General features: G+C 35.3%; 18 protein-coding genes. 1 reads left to right on the forward strand and 17 read right to left on the reverse strand.

Annotated elements, in window-relative coordinates; translation table 11 throughout:
- Window positions 1-49 precede the first annotated feature (49 nt).
- The 9 genes from TR08_RS22425 to TR08_RS22460 form a co-directional block, all read right to left on the reverse strand.
- Window positions 50-793: an SDR family NAD(P)-dependent oxidoreductase gene (locus tag TR08_RS22425; RefSeq protein ID WP_045521990.1), complete on the reverse strand. Its 744-nt coding sequence runs from the start codon at window positions 791-793 to the stop codon at window positions 50-52.
- A gap of 155 nt (window positions 794-948) precedes the next feature.
- On the reverse strand, window positions 949-2091 hold the full coding sequence (locus TR08_RS22430; protein ID WP_045521992.1) for an acyl-CoA dehydrogenase: 1143 nt from the start codon (window positions 2089-2091) through the stop codon (window positions 949-951).
- A gap of 171 nt (window positions 2092-2262) precedes the next feature.
- Window positions 2263-2538: a hypothetical protein gene (locus tag TR08_RS22435; RefSeq protein ID WP_045521994.1), complete on the reverse strand. Its 276-nt coding sequence runs from the start codon at window positions 2536-2538 to the stop codon at window positions 2263-2265.
- A 52-nt stretch (window positions 2539-2590) separates the two neighbouring features.
- Window positions 2591-2764: an aspartyl-phosphate phosphatase Spo0E family protein gene (locus tag TR08_RS31395; protein ID WP_081954608.1), complete on the reverse strand. Its 174-nt coding sequence runs from the start codon at window positions 2762-2764 to the stop codon at window positions 2591-2593.
- A 138-nt stretch (window positions 2765-2902) separates the two neighbouring features.
- Complete coding sequence (locus TR08_RS22440) at window positions 2903-3871, reverse strand: electron transfer flavoprotein subunit alpha/FixB family protein (RefSeq protein ID WP_045521996.1); 969 nt, start codon at window positions 3869-3871, stop codon at window positions 2903-2905.
- 24 nt (window positions 3872-3895) lie between these two features.
- A complete protein-coding gene (locus TR08_RS22445; protein WP_045521998.1) occupies window positions 3896-4660 on the reverse strand; it encodes an electron transfer flavoprotein subunit beta/FixA family protein in 765 nt (254 codons plus the stop codon).
- Window positions 4661-5658: 998 nt separating this feature from the next.
- Complete coding sequence (locus TR08_RS22450; protein ID WP_045522000.1) at window positions 5659-7290, reverse strand: long-chain-fatty-acid--CoA ligase; 1632 nt, start codon at window positions 7288-7290, stop codon at window positions 5659-5661.
- A 419-nt stretch (window positions 7291-7709) separates the two neighbouring features.
- Window positions 7710-8690: an MBL fold metallo-hydrolase gene (locus TR08_RS22455; RefSeq protein ID WP_370576391.1), complete on the reverse strand. Its 981-nt coding sequence runs from the start codon at window positions 8688-8690 to the stop codon at window positions 7710-7712.
- 459 nt (window positions 8691-9149) lie between these two features.
- Window positions 9150-9902 carry an SDR family NAD(P)-dependent oxidoreductase gene (locus TR08_RS22460; protein ID WP_045522003.1) on the reverse strand — a complete coding sequence of 251 codons (753 nt, stop codon included), beginning with the start codon at window positions 9900-9902 and terminating at the stop codon, window positions 9150-9152.
- 249 nt (window positions 9903-10151) lie between these two features.
- On the opposite strand from TR08_RS22460, the gene TR08_RS22465 reads away from it, so the two are divergent.
- Complete coding sequence (locus tag TR08_RS22465; RefSeq protein ID WP_045522005.1) at window positions 10152-11087, forward strand: LysR family transcriptional regulator; 936 nt, start codon at window positions 10152-10154, stop codon at window positions 11085-11087.
- Between the two features lie 205 nt (window positions 11088-11292).
- Here TR08_RS22465 and TR08_RS22470 read toward each other — a convergent pair whose 3' ends face one another.
- The 8 genes from TR08_RS22470 to TR08_RS22505 all read right to left on the reverse strand — a co-directional run bounded on the left by TR08_RS22470 (window position 11293) and on the right by TR08_RS22505 (window position 21269).
- On the reverse strand, window positions 11293-12126 hold the full coding sequence (locus TR08_RS22470) for an alpha/beta fold hydrolase (protein ID WP_045522007.1): 834 nt from the start codon (window positions 12124-12126) through the stop codon (window positions 11293-11295).
- A gap of 14 nt (window positions 12127-12140) precedes the next feature.
- The gene (locus TR08_RS22475) at window positions 12141-13853 is read right to left on the reverse strand and encodes an alkyl sulfatase dimerization domain-containing protein (RefSeq protein ID WP_152597493.1); all 1713 of its coding nucleotides are present in this window, start codon (window positions 13851-13853) and stop codon (window positions 12141-12143) included.
- Window positions 13854-13895: 42 nt separating this feature from the next.
- Window positions 13896-15155, reverse strand: a complete 1260-nt coding sequence (locus tag TR08_RS22480) for an MFS transporter (protein ID WP_045522011.1) — start codon at window positions 15153-15155, stop codon at window positions 13896-13898.
- A 512-nt stretch (window positions 15156-15667) separates the two neighbouring features.
- Window positions 15668-16150: a hypothetical protein gene (locus tag TR08_RS22485; RefSeq protein ID WP_052427585.1), complete on the reverse strand. Its 483-nt coding sequence runs from the start codon at window positions 16148-16150 to the stop codon at window positions 15668-15670.
- Between the two features lie 25 nt (window positions 16151-16175).
- On the reverse strand, window positions 16176-16754 hold the full coding sequence (locus TR08_RS22490) for a hypothetical protein (protein WP_052427586.1): 579 nt from the start codon (window positions 16752-16754) through the stop codon (window positions 16176-16178).
- A gap of 466 nt (window positions 16755-17220) precedes the next feature.
- Window positions 17221-18852, reverse strand: a complete 1632-nt coding sequence (locus tag TR08_RS22495; RefSeq protein ID WP_045522013.1) for a long-chain-fatty-acid--CoA ligase — start codon at window positions 18850-18852, stop codon at window positions 17221-17223.
- 328 nt (window positions 18853-19180) lie between these two features.
- The gene (locus TR08_RS22500) at window positions 19181-20125 is read right to left on the reverse strand and encodes an alpha/beta hydrolase (protein WP_045522015.1); all 945 of its coding nucleotides are present in this window, start codon (window positions 20123-20125) and stop codon (window positions 19181-19183) included.
- Between the two features lie 394 nt (window positions 20126-20519).
- A complete protein-coding gene (locus TR08_RS22505; RefSeq protein ID WP_045522017.1) occupies window positions 20520-21269 on the reverse strand; it encodes an SDR family NAD(P)-dependent oxidoreductase in 750 nt (249 codons plus the stop codon).
- Window positions 21270-21304 lie beyond the last annotated feature (35 nt).

Raw genomic sequence — 21304 nt, forward strand, 5'->3', positions numbered from 1 at the left:
ATTCTGTTTCTTATATTCCGCTTATTAAGATTCTTCCTTTATAATTTGATCAACCAAATCTCCCACCGGAGACGTGTAATATATCTCCCGAGATATAGGCAGCATCATCCGATGCGAAAAACAAAACTGCATTTGCTACATCTTCAGGTAATCCAATTCGTCGAATTGGTGTATCTTTCTTTTGCAGCTCTTTAATTTTTTCATATTTGGGATGATTTTTAAGCGCATCAGTTTCAATAAGTCCGGGTGCTACTGAATTGACATTAATGTTGTTTTTACCTAATTCTTTGGAAAGAGAGCGTGTTAGACCAATAATTCCTGCCTTGGCAGAAGAGTAGTTTGCTTGACCTGGATTTCCTAGATAAGCTCTCGAAGAAATATTAATAATTTTCCCGTAATTTTGTTCAACCATATAAGCAGAAGCATATTTGGAACATAGAAATGCACCTTTTAGGCAAACATCGATAACTTTATCCCAATCGTCCTCTTCCATGTCGTTGATCCTCGAATCTTTCAGAACACCAGCATTATTAACGAGAATGTCAATCTTCCCATATGCTTCAATTGTCTTTTCAACAATATTTCTAGCATCCTCCCCTTTTGATACATCCCCTGCCACTGCAATTGCCTTTCCACCACCTTGGAGGATTTCCATAGCAGTTTCTTCACATGTTTCCTTATTCAAATCCGTTACGGTAACGAATGCACCTTCGTGTACCAATTTTTGAATAATAGACTTACCAATGCCTTTTCCTGAACCAGTAACAATGGCTACTTTACCTTGAAATCTCATATTTTCCCTCCATAACTTTGACCTATATTTTGGATTTTTCCTTGAGGTCAATAGATTAATATTTTTTCAATGGTTTAATTTCTTTCAAATAATTAAAGAGTAATAGATTACAGTCCAATTTCCCTTCAAGTGCTTAACTAATAGTTGTATATACACTAATCTTTGAGAAGATATCCACCAATAACTAGACGCTGAATCTCATTCGTCCCTTCATAAATCTGGGTGATCTTTGCATCTCTCATATAGCGTTCAACGGGATAATCCTTTGTGTATCCATATCCACCAAATACTTGCACGGCTTCAATAGCTACTTCCATTGCGGTATCACCCGCAAACAGTTTGGACATTGCAGACTGAAGCCCATATGATATACCTTGATCCTCACGCCAAGCAGCTTGGTACGTCAGTAAACGGGACGCTTCGATTTTTGTAGCCATATCGGCTAATTTGAATTGGATGGCTTGAAGGCTGCTAATCGGTTTGCCAAATTGGACGCGTTCCTTCGCATAAGCGACAGCTTTATCAAATGATCCTTGAGCGATTCCCAACGCTTGTGAAGCGATCCCGTTACGACCACCGTCAAGGGTCATCATCGCAATCATGAACCCTTCTCCCACTTTACCCAATAGATTGTCCTTCGGTACGCGACAGTTCTCCATAATGACTTCTGTAGTGGATGAAGAACGAATGCCCAGCTTTTTCTCTTTCTTTCCTACGGAGAAACCAGGGAAGCTCCTATCCACAATAAACGCCGTAATGCCTTTATGCTTTAGGTCCGAGTTGGTCTGTGCGAATACGATATAGGTGTCGGCATAGCCTCCGTTGGTGATAAAAATCTTCGATCCATTCAAGACCCATTCATCACCTTCTAAAACGGCCTTTGTTTTCATCCCTCCGGCATCAGACCCGGAACCAGATTCCGTCAAGCAATATGCCCCCATGCTTCTACCTTCTGCCATGGCCCTCAAATATTTTTGCTTTTGTTGTTCTGTTCCAAACTTGTATACTGGCCATCCGGCTAACGATGTATGCGCGGAAAGGGTGACTCCAACGGAAGCATCAACCCTCGACAGTTCTTCTACCGCGATTACATAGCTCAAGTAATCGGCACCTGCACCTCCGTACTCTTCCGGCCAAGGGATCCCGCATAAGCCAAGGTCCGCCATCTTATGCCAAATCTCCATGTCAAAGGTTTCTTCTTCATCACGCTGTGCAGCAGTAGGTTCACATTCGTTTAATGCAAAATCGCGCACCATTTTTTGCATCATTTTATGTTCTTCAGACAATAGGAAGTTCATTTTTACTACCCCTCATTTATAAATTTTTTCAAAAAATAAGTATTTAAAAATTCGCCAGAATAACAAGAAATTCTGTTAGATCTAGTGAAAATTTCGTAATTTGTGTTCATTTCAGGAATCAACCAATTACTAATCAGTAAATTTCTTAGTGCGATTTACTAGTAACTACTGCTAAACTGATTTGCATTGTCGAATAACAGGGATTGGTGCAGCACTACGTTTACCAGTCGAAGTAATAATAAATTCGAATCTGATTTCACCATCCACATCAATTTTCTCTCCCACTTCGTAATTAGAAGAACTCTCACTTATGATTGGAATAAGTTTAATCATAGTCCCGTTTACTTTTATTAATTCATCAGCTTCAATAAATGAAATATTTATATTTTTCTGTAAATTGTAATCAAAATAAGATCTTATCTTATAAATTTCTCCTCTTATTTTCATCCCACTCACTCCTAAAAAAAGATAACGTAGAAACCTTCTACTTAATTCGCTTCTATCTGATTAATCTTGGATATTTTATTCTCATGATTTCATTCAGCAATGAATCTAATTTTTGGCTGATTTCAATGGTTTTTTGATCAGTTAATCCGTATTTTTTTCCTGAATTTTCTAATTCAAGTATTAATAGATTGTATTCATATTCATAATAATATTCTCTCGGCCCCATGATGCTGCCTCCTGTTGCTACTTAATTTCCTTACTATCTAATTCTACCAAAACAGTATTATGCTAAAAAATACCTCTATATAATAGAAGGAAAGATCCAAACTTTCGTTTTATCTATAACCATTGTTTGTCCAACAGTTTAAACATGGGCAAGTACTTTTTTGAATTCTTCTGTAAGTAACGGAATCACTTCAAACAAGTCTCCAACAATTCCGTAGTCAGCCACCTGAAAAATAGGCGCTTCTGGATCTTTATTAATCGCCACAACAATTTTCGCGTTTGACATTCCTGCTAAATGTTGAATTGCACCTGAAATCCCACAAGCTATGTACAAATCGGGTGTAACAACTTTACCAGTCTGTCCAATTTGCAAAGAGTAATCACAATATTCAGCATCACATGCCCCTCGTGATGCACCTACAGCACCATCAAGGATATCTGCTAGTTCTTGGAGTGGTTTAAAGCCATCTGCCGATTTAACCCCGCGACCACCAGATATGACTACTTTCGCTTCTGATAGGTCTACATCTCCTGTCGTTTTATGCACTACCTCTTTTACAATCGTCCGTAAGTCTTTGATTTCAACATGAAAATGCAAAATCTCAATCGTTCCGCTGATTTCTTCCACAGGTATATTATTCGGACGTACAGTTGCAAATGGGATGCCAGATACAACTTTCTTTTTTTCAAACGCCTTTCCGGAGTAAATAGGACGAGTAAAGATTACATCACCATTATCAACCTGAACATCAATGACGTCGGATACAAGACCAAGTCCATAACGTGCAGCAATGCGTGGTGCAAGATCCTTCCCGATTGCAGTGTGCGGCATTAGAATCGCATCTGGCTGTACAACATCAATTACCTGTCGCAATGCTTGTGAATAAGCATCGGTTGTATACACATCTAATACTTTGTTGCCAATAATATATATTTTTTTTGCGCCATGTTTCCCCAAGACATTTGCAAATTGATTCGCATCACTTCCTAAAGCGACAGCTATAATTTCCCCACCTTCCGCAATGCGGTGCGCAGCAGTCAGCGCTTCGAGTGACACACTTCTTAAGTTTCCAGCTTTAGCTTCTGTCAATACAAGTACTTTTCTCATATTCATTCGTCCTCCATTATTTGGTTATAGTACCTTCGCTTCACTATGGAGAAGATTTGCTATTTCAGTTACTTGATCCTTTAAGTCTCCATTTAAGATACGTCCAGCATTTTTTTTGGGTGGGAAATACGTTTCCATCACAGTTGTTTTTGCTTTTATATCATCATCGAAATCCAAATCGTCAATCTTTAATCGTTCAATTGGTTTTTTCTTTGCTTTCATGATGCCAGGTAGTGATGGATAACGTGGTTCATTTAAGCCTTGTTGTGTCGTTACAAGTACTGGTAGTGAAACTTCCACCAACTCTTTATCCCCTTCCGCATCCCGCTCGATTATGGCAGTTTCACCATTAATCTCCATATAAGTAATGGTTGTTACTTGTGCAATATTAAGTTCTTCAGCAAGGCGAGGTCCTACTTGTCCAGAACCATAATCCACTCCTAAATTACCACTTAAAATTAGATCAAATTCTCTACCTTTAACTACGGCTGCCAGAACTTTGGCAATGCTGTACTCATCTAAATCCTGGTCTTCACCATCTATAATGATTGCTTTGTCTGCACCCATAGCTAGGGCAGTTCGGAGAGCATTTTCTGCACGTTCTGGCCCGATTGTGATAACCGTCACTTCGCCACCATGCAAATCACGTAATTTTATTGCTTCTTCAATCGCAAATTCATCGTAGGGATTAATAATGAAATTGACGCCATCTTCGTTAATGATGCCTTTTTGAAGAATTATTTTTTCTTCCGTATCAAACGTTTGTTTTATTAATACTAAAATGTTCATTTTGTCTGATTCCTTTCTTAACAAACTTTTTTCAACAACACTATTAATCTGTATAAATTAGCAAGACTCAAATAATTTAAGATTCTTGTATATTCCCTTGTCTATTATTAAAATAAAGAAATTAATATATTTTCCCCTTTTTCTGGTATTAGTGGGTTTATCTATTGAAAAATAATTCATTTAGTTTCAAAATAGTATGAATCTTAATATTAATAATAGTTTTATAATATATTTTTTTAAAGTTTAGAAATTTGAAGGTGTGTTAAGTAAATATTAATTGGCTGCTTTCCCGTTATCGTAATATATTTCATGTCCACAAATCCGACGAATCTCCTGCTACTGGATGACTCTTTTTACAATATAAAAAAAACCAAACGCTCATAGAATTTATTAAATTCTATGAGCGTTTGGTTACTGAAAGATTTATTAGTGATACTCATAAACTTTACAACTTAATAATATAATCCCATTTTAATACACAAAAAAAGGCATCGTGTTGTTTTAAAAATGTGGAAGTTGGACTCACCCAACGTTCATATTCAGAACGAACAATAAAAGTAACATCATAATCAAAATATTTACAAGACCAATATGATCCATAGTGATGAGTAATGATTTTTTGTTTAATGTCCTTCACATTATATCCATGCGATTTCAATTGATCATTAAAAACGTCCCAAGATTCCTCTATATACTTTGAAAAAAGGTAGTGGGAATTCTCACTAGCATAGTTGTACATAATTCGTATAGAGGCATTTTTTCCATTGCCATTTTTATTTATTCTAGACCCTAGATGTTATCTAATTAAGACCAGAACAAACTCAAGTGAAATGAAAGAGACATAGTTAACAATTCAGTCCGGATTATTTATGTATTTCCTCAGATGATCAAATAATCAAGATTTTTATCTACAATTATTTTTATCTTTTCATTTTAGCCTTTGAAAATAATGCCAATCGCTGCACAATTATTTTAAACGATATTATTTCTGATAATCCTTACTGTTTATTTTTCTCAACATCTTCATCCTTTAATTGTCGGCGGAGAATTTTACCAACGGCTGTTTTCGGAAGAGACTCTCTAAATTCAATGATGCGTGGAACTTTATATCTAGTTAAACGTTCTCTGCACCAGTTCTGCAGTTCTTCTTCAGATAACGTGGCTCCTTTCTTAAGAACGATGGCCGCTTTAATCGTTTCCCCACGATACGAGTCTGGAACACCGTATACACCCGCTTCTAATACTGCCGGATGCTGATATATTACTTCTTCCACTTCTGCTGGATAAACATTAAAGCCTCCCGTGATGATCATCTCTTTTTTTCTGCCGACAATATAGAAATAGCCATCACTGTCCATTTTTCCGATATCACCCGTATGCAGCCAGCCATTACGAATGGTATTTTCCGTTTCTACTGGATTCTTCCAGTATCCCTTTGTGACGATTGGTCCCTTTACAACGATCTCACCGGGCTCACCAATTGGCATTTCCATCGTTCCAGTTGCGATATCAACAATTTTAACTTCTAAATTAGCCATTGGAATACCCGTACTTCCTACTTTTCTTAATCCTGTTATTGGGTTTCGAGTTACCCCAGCAGTCGCTTCCGATAATCCCCATGTTTCCACCATCGGGGCTCCCGTGATTTCTTCAAACTTTTTAATCACTTCAATTGGTAATGGGGCTGAGCCACAAATACAATATTGAAAACAGGTTAAGTCATCTTTCTTTAAGTCCGGATGATTTAATAATGCTATATACATAGTAGGGGAACCGTAGAAAATGGTCGGTCTCTGTTTACGAATCATTTCTAAAATGTAATTCATATCAAATTTATCAATAAGATAAAGACGTGCACCAATAAAAATAGCTTCAAGTAAACAGTACAATCCCATGGTATGATAGAGTGGAGCAAAACCAAGGTTGCAATGTTCACCTTTCTCAAACACCCTATAAAGACCCGAACCATAACCTATATATTGCATTGAGATCATGTTTGAGTGTGAAATCATAACTCCCTTTGGACGGCCAGTTGTACCACTTGTAAACGCTAAAAATGCTATGTCTTCCGATTGAACGTCTCTAAATAGAAGTTCTGTGGTCTCAGTGGCAATCCAGTGATGTAAATTATCTTCTTCCTGTATTTCCTGATCTGCCGTAATAAATATAACTTCATTGGACAACCCGATTTTCTCAAGCTTCTCTTTCTGGTCTCGGAAGGCCACTATACCTTTTGACTCCGAATTTCGTAAGATATGATCCAATTCTGCCGGCTGATAATGAGGATTAACCTGAACAACGACACCGCCTAACCGTAGAATGGAAAAGAAAGCAATCACATATTCAATACAATTAGGCAACATGACCGATATGGAGTCACCCTTGCGAAATCCCCGCTTATAGAGAGCTGTGGCTACACGTTCGCAAATATTTTTCAACTCGAAAAAGGTTAGTTCTCTCTCTCCATCAACGACTGCAATTTTATTTGGATACTTGTATGCTGACTTTTCCAGAATATCAAATATCGTAATAGATGGTATTTCAATATGATGCGGATCTCCTTCTGGATAAGATGCAAGCCATGGTTTAATTAAATAAATAGAGCCTTTATTCTGAATTTCGTTACTCATAAATACACCTCAATATCTTATTATTTTCATTCATATGGATTCAAGAGGCCTAAACCTTGTAAGCGCTATCATTTTTTAACCAAGAACAATTCCTTTTTATCCCTAACTTCCCCCTCTTTTTCTTATTGAAAAGATTGTTTAATTAAATTTGGAATTGAACGAATCTTTATAATAGTATGATATTTATATTTTATAATTTAATAAAGATTTAAAATCAAAAGGTACGTTTAGAAAATTTTAAGGATAATTTTTCATTATGTAAGAATTAGTAAAAACCAAAAAAATTTGTCTTTTAGATTAGAATAGAAACTGTGCGTATTTGTGTTCAATCCAGCTGGAAAATTATTTTATATTGAACAAGATGAATAAAAGCTAGTAACGTTATCCATTACTAGCTTTAGTCTTGTTTAATAAAGGCCTCAGATTTGTGTATAGTGCCATACTCCATATATTAGCTCTTTCTTAACTTTGTTCGACACTTCCAAATAGTCCACATGACCAATTATTTCGGACATTACTAAATCAAACTCTCTTTGATACTTATCCTTATAATAGGTTCGTGCAAGGTGGTCAGCTGTTGAAATCCCAGCTACGATTAAGTTTAAAATTCGATCTGATTTTTGATATATTTTCTTCAGTCTTGTAGTAATTAAGTCTTTAGGATTGGAGATTGGTCGTCCATGTCCAGGGAATACAGATTCTATATCGAGATTTAGACATTTTTCAAGTGATTGAATATATTCAACTAAGGTAAATATCCGTGTTCCATTTCTATCAGGTTCAACTAATGCATTACTAGATATATGCCCAATAAGATGGTCCCCTCCAATGAGCCATTTTTCCTTTTGATTATAAAATGCTAAGTGATCAGGTGAATGTCCTGGTGTTTCTATAACTTGTAATCCTGATATGGTATTTGATTCATTAAGCGGGATAATGTCGGAATGAATGGTATAATTTTCTCTTTCCTTTAACTCGATTTTTAATCTTTCAATGTTTTGTATTCCAGTATCACCACATCCCATTTCATGATAAAGTTGTTTATAGAACTCTATCCATAATGAATGAAATTCTTTATCCCTTTTCAATCGTGGGATGGATTCTGAATGTGCAAAGACAGGGATTTCTCTTATTGAAAGAATACGATTTATTAATCCAATATGGTCTTCGTGCGAATGGGTAAGAATGATTTTGCTTATATCATTTAGAGTAAAACCATTCTCAGATAAAGTTTTGTTACATTGTTCCCAACACTTATTAGAATCCAGACCTGCATCAATTAACGAAAGGGAATTGCCATCCTCCCATAAATAAAAATTAAAACTCTTAACGCTGTACTTTGTAGGAACTGTAATCGGATAAACTGAAAATCCTTTTTTTAAACCAGTCAATGGACTCACTTCCCTTGATGATAGGTTGATGGGGCATAGAAATATAATATGGATTAATATCGTTTTTTCTAACTCTACAGTTTGTATTGCAATAAAACAGTGCAGTTGAACCCGAAGAACAGTTGTTATTGATATTAAATATCGGGATCCCTGTCATCCCCACCCTATATAATGCTTTTTGACCACACGTGCTGTCACCATAAATGTAACTTGCATACGCCTTTTGAATTTCGGAATCTTTATAATAATGATAATTTTATGATTTAAAATAATAAAGTTTAGATATTAAAAGGTGCGTTAAGAAAATATTAATCGTTACTTTTAGGTAGGGATGATCCTAAAGACATTATAAAAAAAATTCTAAATTAAAATAATTTTATGTGTATCCATGCCCTTCGTTTCGATCTGATACAATAAAAATAAGAAGGAATCCACTTATTAGTGAACCCCTTCATTTGTTTTTTCGTCCTATTTAAAAGATGCATATCCATCATCAACCAAAATCGTGCTTCCATTAATCGCAAGTGCTTCTTCTGATGCTAAAAATGCAACAACATTCGCGATGTGTAATGGTGGAGTGAATGCTTTCGTCATTTGTTTATGTGTGAATTCGCTCTCACGACCTATTGCTCTAACAGGATCGTAAATTGGCGTATCGACTACACCAGGAGCGACACCGACTACTCGAATGCCATATGGCGCCAATTCTAACGCAGCTGTTTGCGTCATTAATCTCACTGCACCCTTGGATGCATTATAACTAAAGGTATTGGCATTCGCTAAAAATCCAAATACTGAGGATGAATTAATAATCGTCCCATGAATCCCTAACTCACGCATTTTCCTGCCTGCAAGTGTAATTCCATAATAGACTCCATCTTGGTTCACTTTGATAATCTTTTCATAAGTTTCTGGATCTAGGTCAAGTAAAGGTTTTCCAAATGCAATCCCCGCGTTATTAAAGATGGTATCGATTCGGCCATAGGTCTCAACTGTAAAATTCACCATATCTTCAACCTGTTGGAAGTCGGTTACATCTACTTTTTTAAATACAGCTTCTCCACCTATTTCTATGAGCATTTTAACCGTTTCAATTCCTGCTGTTTCATTAAAATCTGCTACAACGACTTTGGCACCTTCATCGACAAATTTAAGACAAGTTGCCCTTCCAATTCCACTTCCTCCACCCGTAATAACTGCCACTTTATCCTTTAGTCTCATTTTGGCCACTCCTTAATCTAAATTTTTCATAAGAATTATATTCTTTTAAGACATGAAGTCTGAAGGAAAATTCTAAGATTCAAATTGATATCTACCTTTACATTTATGATAATTTTATAATATACTTTTTTAAAGTTTAGATATTAAAAGTTACCTTAAGTAATTATTAATGATAGGACTTAAGCAGCACAGGTCCTATCAGAATGAAATTAATAATTAGAAAAAGAACATTGGACTAGGGGTGAATCTTTGCGTATCGAGCAATTCTTATACATAACGGAAATAGCAAAGACTGGCTCAATTGCGACTGCAGCTGAACGACTTTATGTATCATCTCCAGGTATAAGTCTTGCAATCAGCAGTTTAGAGGAAGAACTAGGAATAAAGATATTTGAACGCTCTAGAACTGGATTAGAGCCAACAGAAACAGGAAAAAAACTAATAATAAAAGCACAGGAGATATTAAATTGTATAGAGGAATTTAAACATGAGGCAAAAGGTGATTCTTCGGATATCGAAGGGAATTTATCCATTTCAGCTGATCCGGCCATTTGCAGGAGTATTATCCCCAAAACAGCGGCTGAACTAAATGCAAAATTCCCAGGAATAACTCTTCAAATTAAAGAATCAGCTTCTTATCAAGTTCGAAAAGACGTTTTGAATGGTGATGCGGATATAGGCTTAGTCTTTTATCCATCCTTTTTAAATGAAGAAAATCAGTTGCTTACTTCAACACATATTATCGATAACTCAATGATGCTATGTTTTAGAAAAGATTCTGAATTGGCTAGTAAAGACATTCTTACCGTGGAGGATATACATAAATATCCAATTGTTGCCAACTACTTAAGTGATAATGACAGAAAAAAATTTCTCACTCAAGTATTTGGAGAATTTAACAAACTTAATATCCTGGTTCATTCCCAAAACTCTGAAACAAAAAAATATTTTATTTCACAGGGATTGGCAATTGGATTTGAACCGTACATAATTATTAAATCCGATCCGTTTTATCAAAGAGAAGATATTATCGTTAAACCTGTAAAAGGAATTGATTTGAAAATTTCCTATTATTCTATTCGATTAAAAAGCAAATTTTTATCTGCTGCTGGAAAGGAATTTTCGAAAGAACTTCAAGTTCAAGCTAATGATTTCAAAGAAACAAATAAGATAATAGTAATATAGCTATACTACCCTAACTAAATATATTTTTCTTAACACAAGAAGGGATTTCACATCAAAGTGAATCCCTCCTTTTATTTAGATATCCATAATTGTACACTAAATTTATAATTCAAATCTTTGATAAGTGGGTGCCAGCTCCATTGCACCATTCGTAAATTTAATATAACTATTATGCAGGTCTTACTCCTCTGACTATTCTAAATCCCTATTTAATTTCAAAAAACTCTATTAAAAGTTCATTTAATTTTTCTGATTGATCAAGTGGTACCCAATGACTGCCTGATAATCTTTCATATCTCCATGGTCCCTCAATCATTTCACTAGATTGAAGCATTTTTGCTTCTGTTAAAAAAGGATCAAAGCTACTCCAAATTCCTATTGTTGGTGACTTAATCTTTGGGTGGACCCCCTTATGTACAAAGGCTTTCATTGAGCTGTTTGCTCTGTACCAATTAAGTGCAGCCCTTAATGCACCCGGTCGGGATAACTCCTTTATCCATTTTTCTTGTTCACTATGATTTCGGCACCATTCTCTGAAAAGTTCCCAATTATTTTTAGTTAAAAATTCCTCGGCATAGTGTTCTGACTGAAACATAAATACATACCATGATTTTTCAAATTGATCAATTTGTACATGGAATCTTCCACCTGGGTGACCAACAGAAATTGGGACATATTTTTCAACTACATCCGGAAAAAGCGAAGTAAGTGCCCAGCCCAGCAATGCACCCCAATCATGGCCAACTAATCGTAAACGATCAACGTTTAATTCTTTTAAGATTCCTATAACATCTGAAACAAGTAACTTCAAATTATAAGCTTCAATCTCTTGTGGCTTGTCTGATTCACCAAACCCCCGTAAGTCTGGAGCGATAACCCTATAACCAGCCCTAACCAACGGCTGAATTTGGTTTCTCCATAAGTAGGAGGAGTCGGGAAATCCGTGGAGTAGTAGTACAGCTGGTCCAGTGCCTTCATCCACTACATGAAACTGAAGGCCATTTACATTTATCTTTTTTCCTTCTAATTCATAGCTCATCACTATTTCCTCCTCTATTTATTTTCGATAATTATTTCATCAAACATGGCTAAGAAATTAGTCGCTTCCTCCTTGCTGCCTTTTATTATCGTAATATTGCCGATCGTTAATGCATTCTCAAGTGTAATTTCGCAAGTTAATAATTGAGCCAAATCTTTACATGTTGTTTGAATTGTTAAATCAGGGGTGATTGAGTTCGTATTGAAATTTACGACTTCTGCTAAACCTTTTCGAACTTGTAATCCAATTTCAACGTTTGAATCAGTTAGGTTAACTCGCATCAATTGATTTACAGTTTCACTTTTCACTGGGTCTATTTTCACTCTAAGAAAATTCATAATAGCTTCTGGTTGTAATGTACTTATGTTTTCAGATTTAACCACTCTTACATTTGGACTAATTTTCCCTTCAAGTTCAAGAACGTGAGTTAAATAAAAGTTTCTTGTGATGGAAGAAGGTGATGCCTCAGCAAGCTTTCTTAGTGCATTAGCTTTTATTTGACGAGCTAGTTTATGATCTGGATATAATTTTAATACATACGTAATTAATTGAGCAGACCATGCAAATTCAAGATCGTCATAAGCTTTTTGAGCTTCTTCCAATACTTTTTCAAGCCCTCCGAAACCATTAATGATTTTTTCAGCTTCCACTTTTTTCGAAACTGGATGAATCGTTGCTGTATCATTCCCATACCAACCGATTAAATAAGCATAGGTCCCTCTCACAAAGTTTGCCACTTCACCATAAAAAGGTTGTAAAATCGGACTGTTCTTTAAGTGAGAAGGCAATTTAACAAACTCCACAAGATCTTCAGGAGAAAGTCCAAGGTTGATTCCACGAATCGTTTGATCATAGACAAATTGCATTCCATCGTGGTATTCTTCTATCGCATTTTCAGACTCTTTTGATCCAAAAATAGGAACTCCATGTACTCCAATAATATGTGTTGGTTTTAATGCGCGCAGTTCCTTTATGCTATTAATCCAATTTTTTGGATCGCGAGTATCTCCTCTTAAAGCTCCGATGTTTGGAAACACACCCCAAAGAACATTATTAATTGCTACACCCTTATCAGGTAACCAGATGATCAATCCATCATTTGTATCTGTAATGGTAGGAATGAACTCAACATTAATTCCGTCAATTACAGTTTTACATGCCTTTGAAACTGTACGGTTCGGTTTTACGTATCCTCTAGTTCTTCCTTTTTCAAAATCGATATAATAGGATCCTAGCGCCAAATTTGGAAAAGCATCAGGTCCTTTAGGAGGAAGGAACAGTCCAAATTGGGTAAATGCTTTTTTAATATGGGTTTGCTTAAGATCCACATTATTAGCGCTAATATTGGCATCAACTAACTCATGCCCCCAAATTTCAATTGAATCCTCCAGACCTTCAGGTACATAAGCTCTTGTACCCACTGTATAATGCCAATGTGTATAAATAATCGCTGACACTGGTTTATCTGTTATTTTTCTAAACTCTTCTAAATGCTCTTCTGCTTCTTCAATTCCATCACCTGTATCAACAATGATCATCCCATTTTTGCCTTCGATCATGGTTGTATTTGCTAGGCCAACTCCAATAACTTGATATACGCCATCCGTAATTTTTACTAAACGTTTTTCAAAATTTTTCGAATGATCAATTAGCTTTGAATTGGCAACTTCACCTTTTGGTCCAATCTTTGTTACAGATTCTTTAATATTGCTTTGATTTTTGGTCATTTCCACTTTTACACACCTCTTTTTTTTAATGATAAAATGATATTAAAATGAAATAGCATTTTCAGTTGGCTGAGCAGCTTCAGCAGAAGACTCATCTGGTCTGCAAAAGAGAATAAAAAGTAGTCCAGCGATTAGCATCAATCCACCAATATAAAATAATGCATAATGGAAGCCAAGAACTTTATTGGTACCAGCCAGGTTAATAAGAAGTCCAATCACGATTGGACCGATGATCCCTGCTATATTTTGAAAGGATGTTCCTAAACTAATTCCGAATCCTCTTCGCGTTGGAAAAAGCTTAATCATAATTTGTGGAACAATAGATGCTATTGTTGCTACACAACCAGCTGACAGGATAAACATTCCTAATATTAATAAGTTAGATTGGACGATAGTAGCAAGGAAATAGCCGAGTGCTGCAACGATTAAACAAACTCCACCGACAACAACACGTGAGGTATAATAGCTCTGATTTTTTTTGAAAAGATTATCAGAAATTTTAGAAATAAATATACTAATAATCAGACCGCCTACTCCAACGGCAACTGATGCTAGTCCAATTTGTTTATTTGTTAATCCGAGTATTTGCCCAAAATACAGAGGCTGAAAAACTGATGTCCAAGCAAGTGCCCCGAATGCCGAGAAGCCCAAAAATAAAGTTAATAAACAAGACCGTGAGAATATGATTGGTGAAACTTCAGACCATTTAAACTTACTTTGAGTGGTGACCGGCTCGTCCCATTCTACTTTAGCTGGTTTCTCTTTCCCTAGCCACATCCATAAAACAGCCCAAACAACACTCAAAATACCCGTTGAGGCAAATGCACCTCGCCAACCTAAATCTTCTATTAGCACTACGAAAATTGGCGCTAATATTACTGCTCCAACTATTGCACCACCATTAAAAATAGATAGGGCTAATCCACGAGAATTCGGATGAAACCATTTGCTTAATTGACTCATGGATATCGGTCCATGTGGCCCTTCACCTACACCTAACAAAATTCTGTAAAGAATAAGTAAAGGTAATCCAGATATCGCAAAGGCGCCAAATTGAAGAACTGTCCAAGAAAATAATAAAAAGGTTAATGCCTTCTTTGTCCCAATTCGATCTGACCATGCACCGCCAACTACACCAGCAATACTAAATAGCCAAAAAAAGCTGCTACCCACAATTCCCCATTGTGAATAAGTTAAATTAAATTCTTTCATAATTGGTTCAGCTGCAAAGCCTAAAATCGACTTATCTGCAAAATTAATCATTAAACCAAAGAACATAAACAAAAGTATCAACCATCTCATAAAGAACCCCAACCCCTTTTCGTATAGAAAACAATTTGTTACTCCTTTATTTCCATTTCTTATTCACGATGACGTAAAATGCCTCAAAGAATAACTACAATTCTTTAATAATTATCGAGTTTATCATTTAATTACACTAAACATTAGGCAACTACTAATTCTACTAATTTAATCGTTAATTGCGGGCTTTTTAATAGAAATTCTGTACACCTCCTCTAGCATGTAGCCCAAAGCATTTAAGTTTAAAAAGATTCAGAAAAATAAGAATCTTTACATTTGAATAATAATTTAATAATATAATTTTTTAAAGGTTAGAAATTAAAAGGTACGTTTAGGAAATTCTAAGGCTAGAAATCAGTAGGGAAATTCTAGTACTCTAATTTTCCCTAAAGATACTGCACAAATTGCGCAATAAAAAGGCAGTAGAATAAATTATTATTCTACTGCCTTTAATAGCATTTTCTTTTGTATTATTCTTACCATCTATTATTATTTTAAGTTAATAATCTCTTTTAACTTTTTAAGTCAGCTAACTCATTTTTCATTGCGAGTAACTCACAATGAGTCTTTTTTGCTTCAACTAATTCAACTTTTGTTTTCATTAGTTCTGTTTTCAGCTGTTTTGTTAGTTTAATATTGTCACTACCAACCTCTACGAGCACACTCTCAATTTCTTTATTTGTAGAGTATACGGAGTCTTGTAATTTCCTAATATGTTTCTCAAGGGAATCCAATTTTTCTGCTATTTGAATAGATAATTTGGCAATATTAGCAAAACCCTCTTTTGTTGGTAAATTCAACTGATTTGCTAACAACTCTTGACTATTATCAATCATCTTTCTAAACCGAGTGTGTATATATGAAGAAAGTCTTGAAAATTGGACTACCTCACGATTATTTGTTAATAAGTGATTGAAATTATTTCCGTGTTTCTCCCATTGACTACTAAATTTATTAACAAGATCATCTGGATCAAACGTATTCTGGTTAGTCACCATGCGTCCTCCTAGATTTTGTTTATTAATTAGTTAATTCGTTTGAACGTTCAATAAATTTATTAAAAGGAAACATTACATTTCTAACTGGTTTTGTTATCAAATTAAGTAATGCACTTTGATTTGTTTGGATAATTAAAGCTGTATCTTTCACTTTTTTCACATATGAATTTCTATTATTTCGTCTGAATTCAATATATTTTTTTACTACAGACACATAATTTTCTACAAATTTACCATTACCGATATGATCAAATGGTTTTGACACTAGCTCAGCGGTTTTATTCTTAAGATAATCTAGTTGATTATTAATTTGCTCATTTGATTTAATAGGAAATAAACTTTGTAAGCTAATTGTGGCTAGTAAAAGTTCTTCTCTTGATTTATTTTCCAATTCAAATAGGTCCCTAGAAAATTGTTTAGAAAGTTCCTTAAAATTTGTTTGATTTTTTTTCACATTTTCTGCTAAATTCTTTGCAGATTGAAGAAAATGATCTTCACGAACTTCCTCCCTTTCAACCCAAGAATCTAAATTTATGAAAGCTTGATTCCAAAGAAGCTCAATACTTGAAACATTTTTTTTTAATTTTTTTGTTTTTCCCATTACTTTTCCCTCCAAATATGTTATTAAATCTAATGCCAAAATAGTGACTTTGTTAATTTTTTTGAAAAGCTTAATTCTCGAGGATAGTATTTTTGATTTCCCCTTATTACCAAATGATAATTTTTTATAAATTTTTGGAAAGTTTAGAAATCAAAAGGTAAGTTAAGTAAATATTTATATAGTCACGGGCAGTTCCAGAATAATGCTACCATCTTCTAATTGAATCATGTCAAACCCTAATGAAGCTTTGAAACTTTTACATAATTCTGCCTTTTTCATTATTTCCGTAACAACCATTGTATTACCTCACTTATTCTTTTTTATCTATATTTGTAACAGAAACTCGATATAGAACTTAAATGAATGATAACCTAAAAAGAAAGTCATTCCCCAAATTAATGAAAAGGAATGACTGATTAAGAACCCTGATTTTTTAGAATTTACTACTAGTTATATACAACATTTCTTACTGGTTATTTTTCTCAACATCGTCATCCCTTAATTGTCGTCGGAGTATTTTACCAACGGCCGTTTTCGGAAGAGATTCTCTAAATTCAATGATCCGTGGAACCTTATATCTAGTTATTCGTTCTCTACACCAATCCTGGATTTCTTCTGCTGTTAAAATGGCATCTTTTTTTAGTACGATAGCCGCTTTAATCGTTTCACCGCGATACGAGTCTGGAACACCGTATACACCAGCTTCCAGTACTGCAGGATGCTGATAAATTACATCCTCCACTTCTGCAGGGTAAACATTAAAGCCTCCCGTAATGATCAATTCTTTTTTTCGGCCAACAATATAGAAATAGCCATCACTGTCCATCGTTCCGATATCACCCGTATGCAGCCAGCCATCACGAATGGTTTTTTCCGTTTCTTCCGGATTCTTCCAGTATCCCTTTGTAACTATTGGCCCCTTTACAATGATTTCTCCGGGCTCACCAATTGGCATTTCCATCGTTCCTGTTGCGATATCCACAATTTTCACTTCTAAATTCACCATTGGAATACCCGTACTTCCTACTTTCCTTATTCCTGCAATTGGATTTCGAGTTACTCCAGTCGTCGCTTCTGACAAGCCCCAAGCTTCCACCATCGGGGCTCCCGTGATTTCTTCAAACTTTTTAATCACTTCAATTGGTAAAGGTGACGACCCACAAATACAAAATTGAAAACAGGTTAAGTCATCCTTTTTTAAGTCAGGATGATTTAGTAATGCAATATACATTGTTGGTGACCCGTAAAAAATGGTTGGTCTCTGTTTACGAATCATTTCTAAAATGTAATTCATATCAAATTTATCAATTAGATAAAGACGCCCGCCAATAAAAATAGATTCAATTAAACTGTACAATCCCATGCCATGATAGAGTGGAGCAAAACCAAGGTTGCAATGTTCCCCTTTCTCAAACACCCTATAAAGTCCTGAAGTATAACCTATATATAGCATTGAGACCAGGTTTGAGTGTGAAATCATAACTCCCTTTGGACGGCCTGTTGTTCCACTTGTAAATGCTAAATAGGCAACGTCTTCTGGTTGAACGTCTCTAATCAGAAGTTCGGAGGTCTCAGTAGCGATCCAGTGATGTAAATTATCTTCTTCATTTATTTCCTGATCAGCCAAAATAAAAATAACCTCATTGGCCAACCCAATTTTCTCAAGTTTCTCCATCTGGTCTCTGAAGGCGATTATTCCTTTTGACTCCGAATTACGAAGAATATGATCCAATTCTGCCGGCTGATAATTAGGATTGACCTGAACAACGATACCTCCTAATCGTTGAATGGAAAAGAATGCAATGACATATTCAAGACAATTCGGCACCATGATCGAGATGCAATCACCCTTGCGGAATCCCCGCTTATAGAGAGCTGTGGCTACACGTTCACTAATATTTTTCAACTCGGAGAAGGTTAATTCTCTCTCGCCGTCCACGACAGCGATTTTAGTTGGGTACTTGTATGCTGACTTTTCCAGGATGTCGAATATAGTGATAGACGGTATGTCAATCTGATGCGGATCTCCTTCTGTATAAGATGCAAGCCATGGTTTACTTAAATAAATTGACCCTTTATTCTGAATTTCGGTACTCATAAATATAGACACCCCATTATCGAATCATTTAATAAATTTTATCCTAAACTTTTTGTTATCTGTCTCTAATTGAAAGGGTCTCGAAATGGAGGATTCTCAATAAGAGTGAATACAAAAAAATTTAATTTTATGTTGAACTATTGGCAAGACTTCAGTGATTGAATTATTTTAAAAAAATTCAGAAAATTATTTATATGGACATTTCAGCCATTTTAATCTGGATACATTGAAATGAACTAATTAGCTTACCTTTCTTTCTTACAAATGGTTATTTTGACTTTAAATATTGCATGTTTAATAATTTTAATCATTCATTAATAGTAAAGTCCTATTTAGTAACCAATTGATCTATTTTATATAAAAATTCAGCTATTCTAGAAATAGTCCCTTTTATTCGCTCAGGAAATATCGCCATATTTGTAAAATATCCGTGAATTAGTCCTTGCTCGCAAATCGTATCAACTTTAACACCAGCTTTGCTCAGGCGTTCGGCATATGCCAATCCTTCATCCCTCAGAACATCATTTTCTGCAGTGATCACAAAAGCTGGTGGGAGATCACTTAAATCAGCAGCTAATAATGGAGCTACATATTTATGATGTTTTTCCTCGTCATTGTTGGTGTAATGATTACCAAACCAAATCATAAGGTCTCTATCCATACCATAACCCTTCTGGAATTCAAGGTACGAATTCGTATCATAACTTAGACTAGTTACTGGGTAAATGAGAACTTGTGCCGCAATTGCTGGTCCCTTTCGTTCCTTAGAAATTAGCGAAACGACAGTGGAAAGATTTCCTCCTGCACTATCACCGCCAACTACTATATTAGAGACGTTTCCATTAATTTCCCTACCATTTTCACTAACCCACTTTAATGCCGCATATGAATCTTCTACTGGAACAGGAAACTTAAATTCTGGAGCTAACCTATAATCTACGGAAACTACGAGTCTACCAGTTCGATTAGCAAGCATCCGACACGTAGCATCCGATGTTTCAAGATCACCCAAAACCCAGCCGCCACCGTGATAATATACAAAGATTGGAAAAGGCCCCTCTCCAATGGGTGTGTAAATTCTGACATTAATTTCAGTATCCTGGCCAATCGAAATTAGTCGGTTATCAATTTTCGAGAGCGGTGCAAGCTCTACCTCTATACTGGGAGCTAGTGCTAATAATTGCCTGACTGCTTGCGGCTCCATCATCTGTAGGGCCGGCAGTTGACTATACAATTTTAAATAGACTTTAGCCATTGGGTCTAAATTTGCCAAAAAACCTCCTCCTTCCTAATGTAGTTTTAATTTTTTCACTTAAGTAAACTAGTATCTACTCTTTCTAGTTTTTAATTAAGTTCAAAAAATAAGAATCTTCACATTTATATAATAATTCCTTATTATCATTTTATTAAGTCAAGAAATTTAAAGGTACGTTTGGGAAATTTAACGGCAAGGGGAATATTATATTAAAATTGTAAAACACATAAAATATTCGCTCATAATTAATAATGAGTTAGCCCTGTAATGATCTATTTAATAGGTTTCTAATAGGCCAACTTTAAAAAATAGCTCTATCTTTTTAACCAATAAATATATCAATTCAGCAAGACTAACCCACGATATTTCCTAAATTCAAATCTTTTAAAAAACAAAATAAATTTACATTTTATTATATATTCAGACCACCATCAATAACAATTTCAGTTCCAGTGATATAAGTTGAATCATCGGAAGCTAAAAATACAACTGCGTTGGCAATATCGTCTGGTGTTCCAGTTCGTTTTAATGGAACACCTTTCCCAATTTGTTCTGTAGTAACTCCAATACCCTTTGCAACATCATCACCCATTGATGTTTGGATGACTCCCGGATGTGTACTGTTTACACGAATAGAATAAGGTGCAACTTCTGCAGCAATGTCTTTTGTCATCATTCTAACGGCACCTTTGCTTGCACCATATAATATATGATATGCACTACCTCGAAGTCCAGCTAAAGAAGAAGCGTTGATAATAGAGCCGCTACGTTGATTTTTCATTATTGGAATAACTTGTTTCATTCCCAAAAATACACCTGTAACATTCACACCCATTAATAAGTTCCATTCTTCAAGTGTAGTTTCTTCAATCGATTTGGATTTGTAGATACCAGCATTATTGAATAAAACATCTATTCTACCGAACTTTTCTATCGTTTCACTCACAACTTTTGCCCAATCTGATTCTGATTGGACATTTTGTTGAATAAAATGTATATCAGAAAATTTCTGTTGGAATTCCTGCAATGCTTTTGTACCATCGTCTGCATTCAAATCAGTAAAAACAACTTTTGAACCCTCTTCAAGAAAACGTTCAACCGTTTTTTTGCCAATTCCATTTGCTCCACCAGTAATAATTGCCACTTTAGTTTGTAATCGCATATTTCTTAATCCTCCATAAATTCTCCAAAAGAAGA

It is taken from the genome of Neobacillus niacini (genome assembly GCF_000759675.1).
GTDB classification, from domain to species: domain Bacteria; phylum Bacillota; class Bacilli; order Bacillales; family Cytobacillaceae; genus Neobacillus; species Neobacillus niacini_A.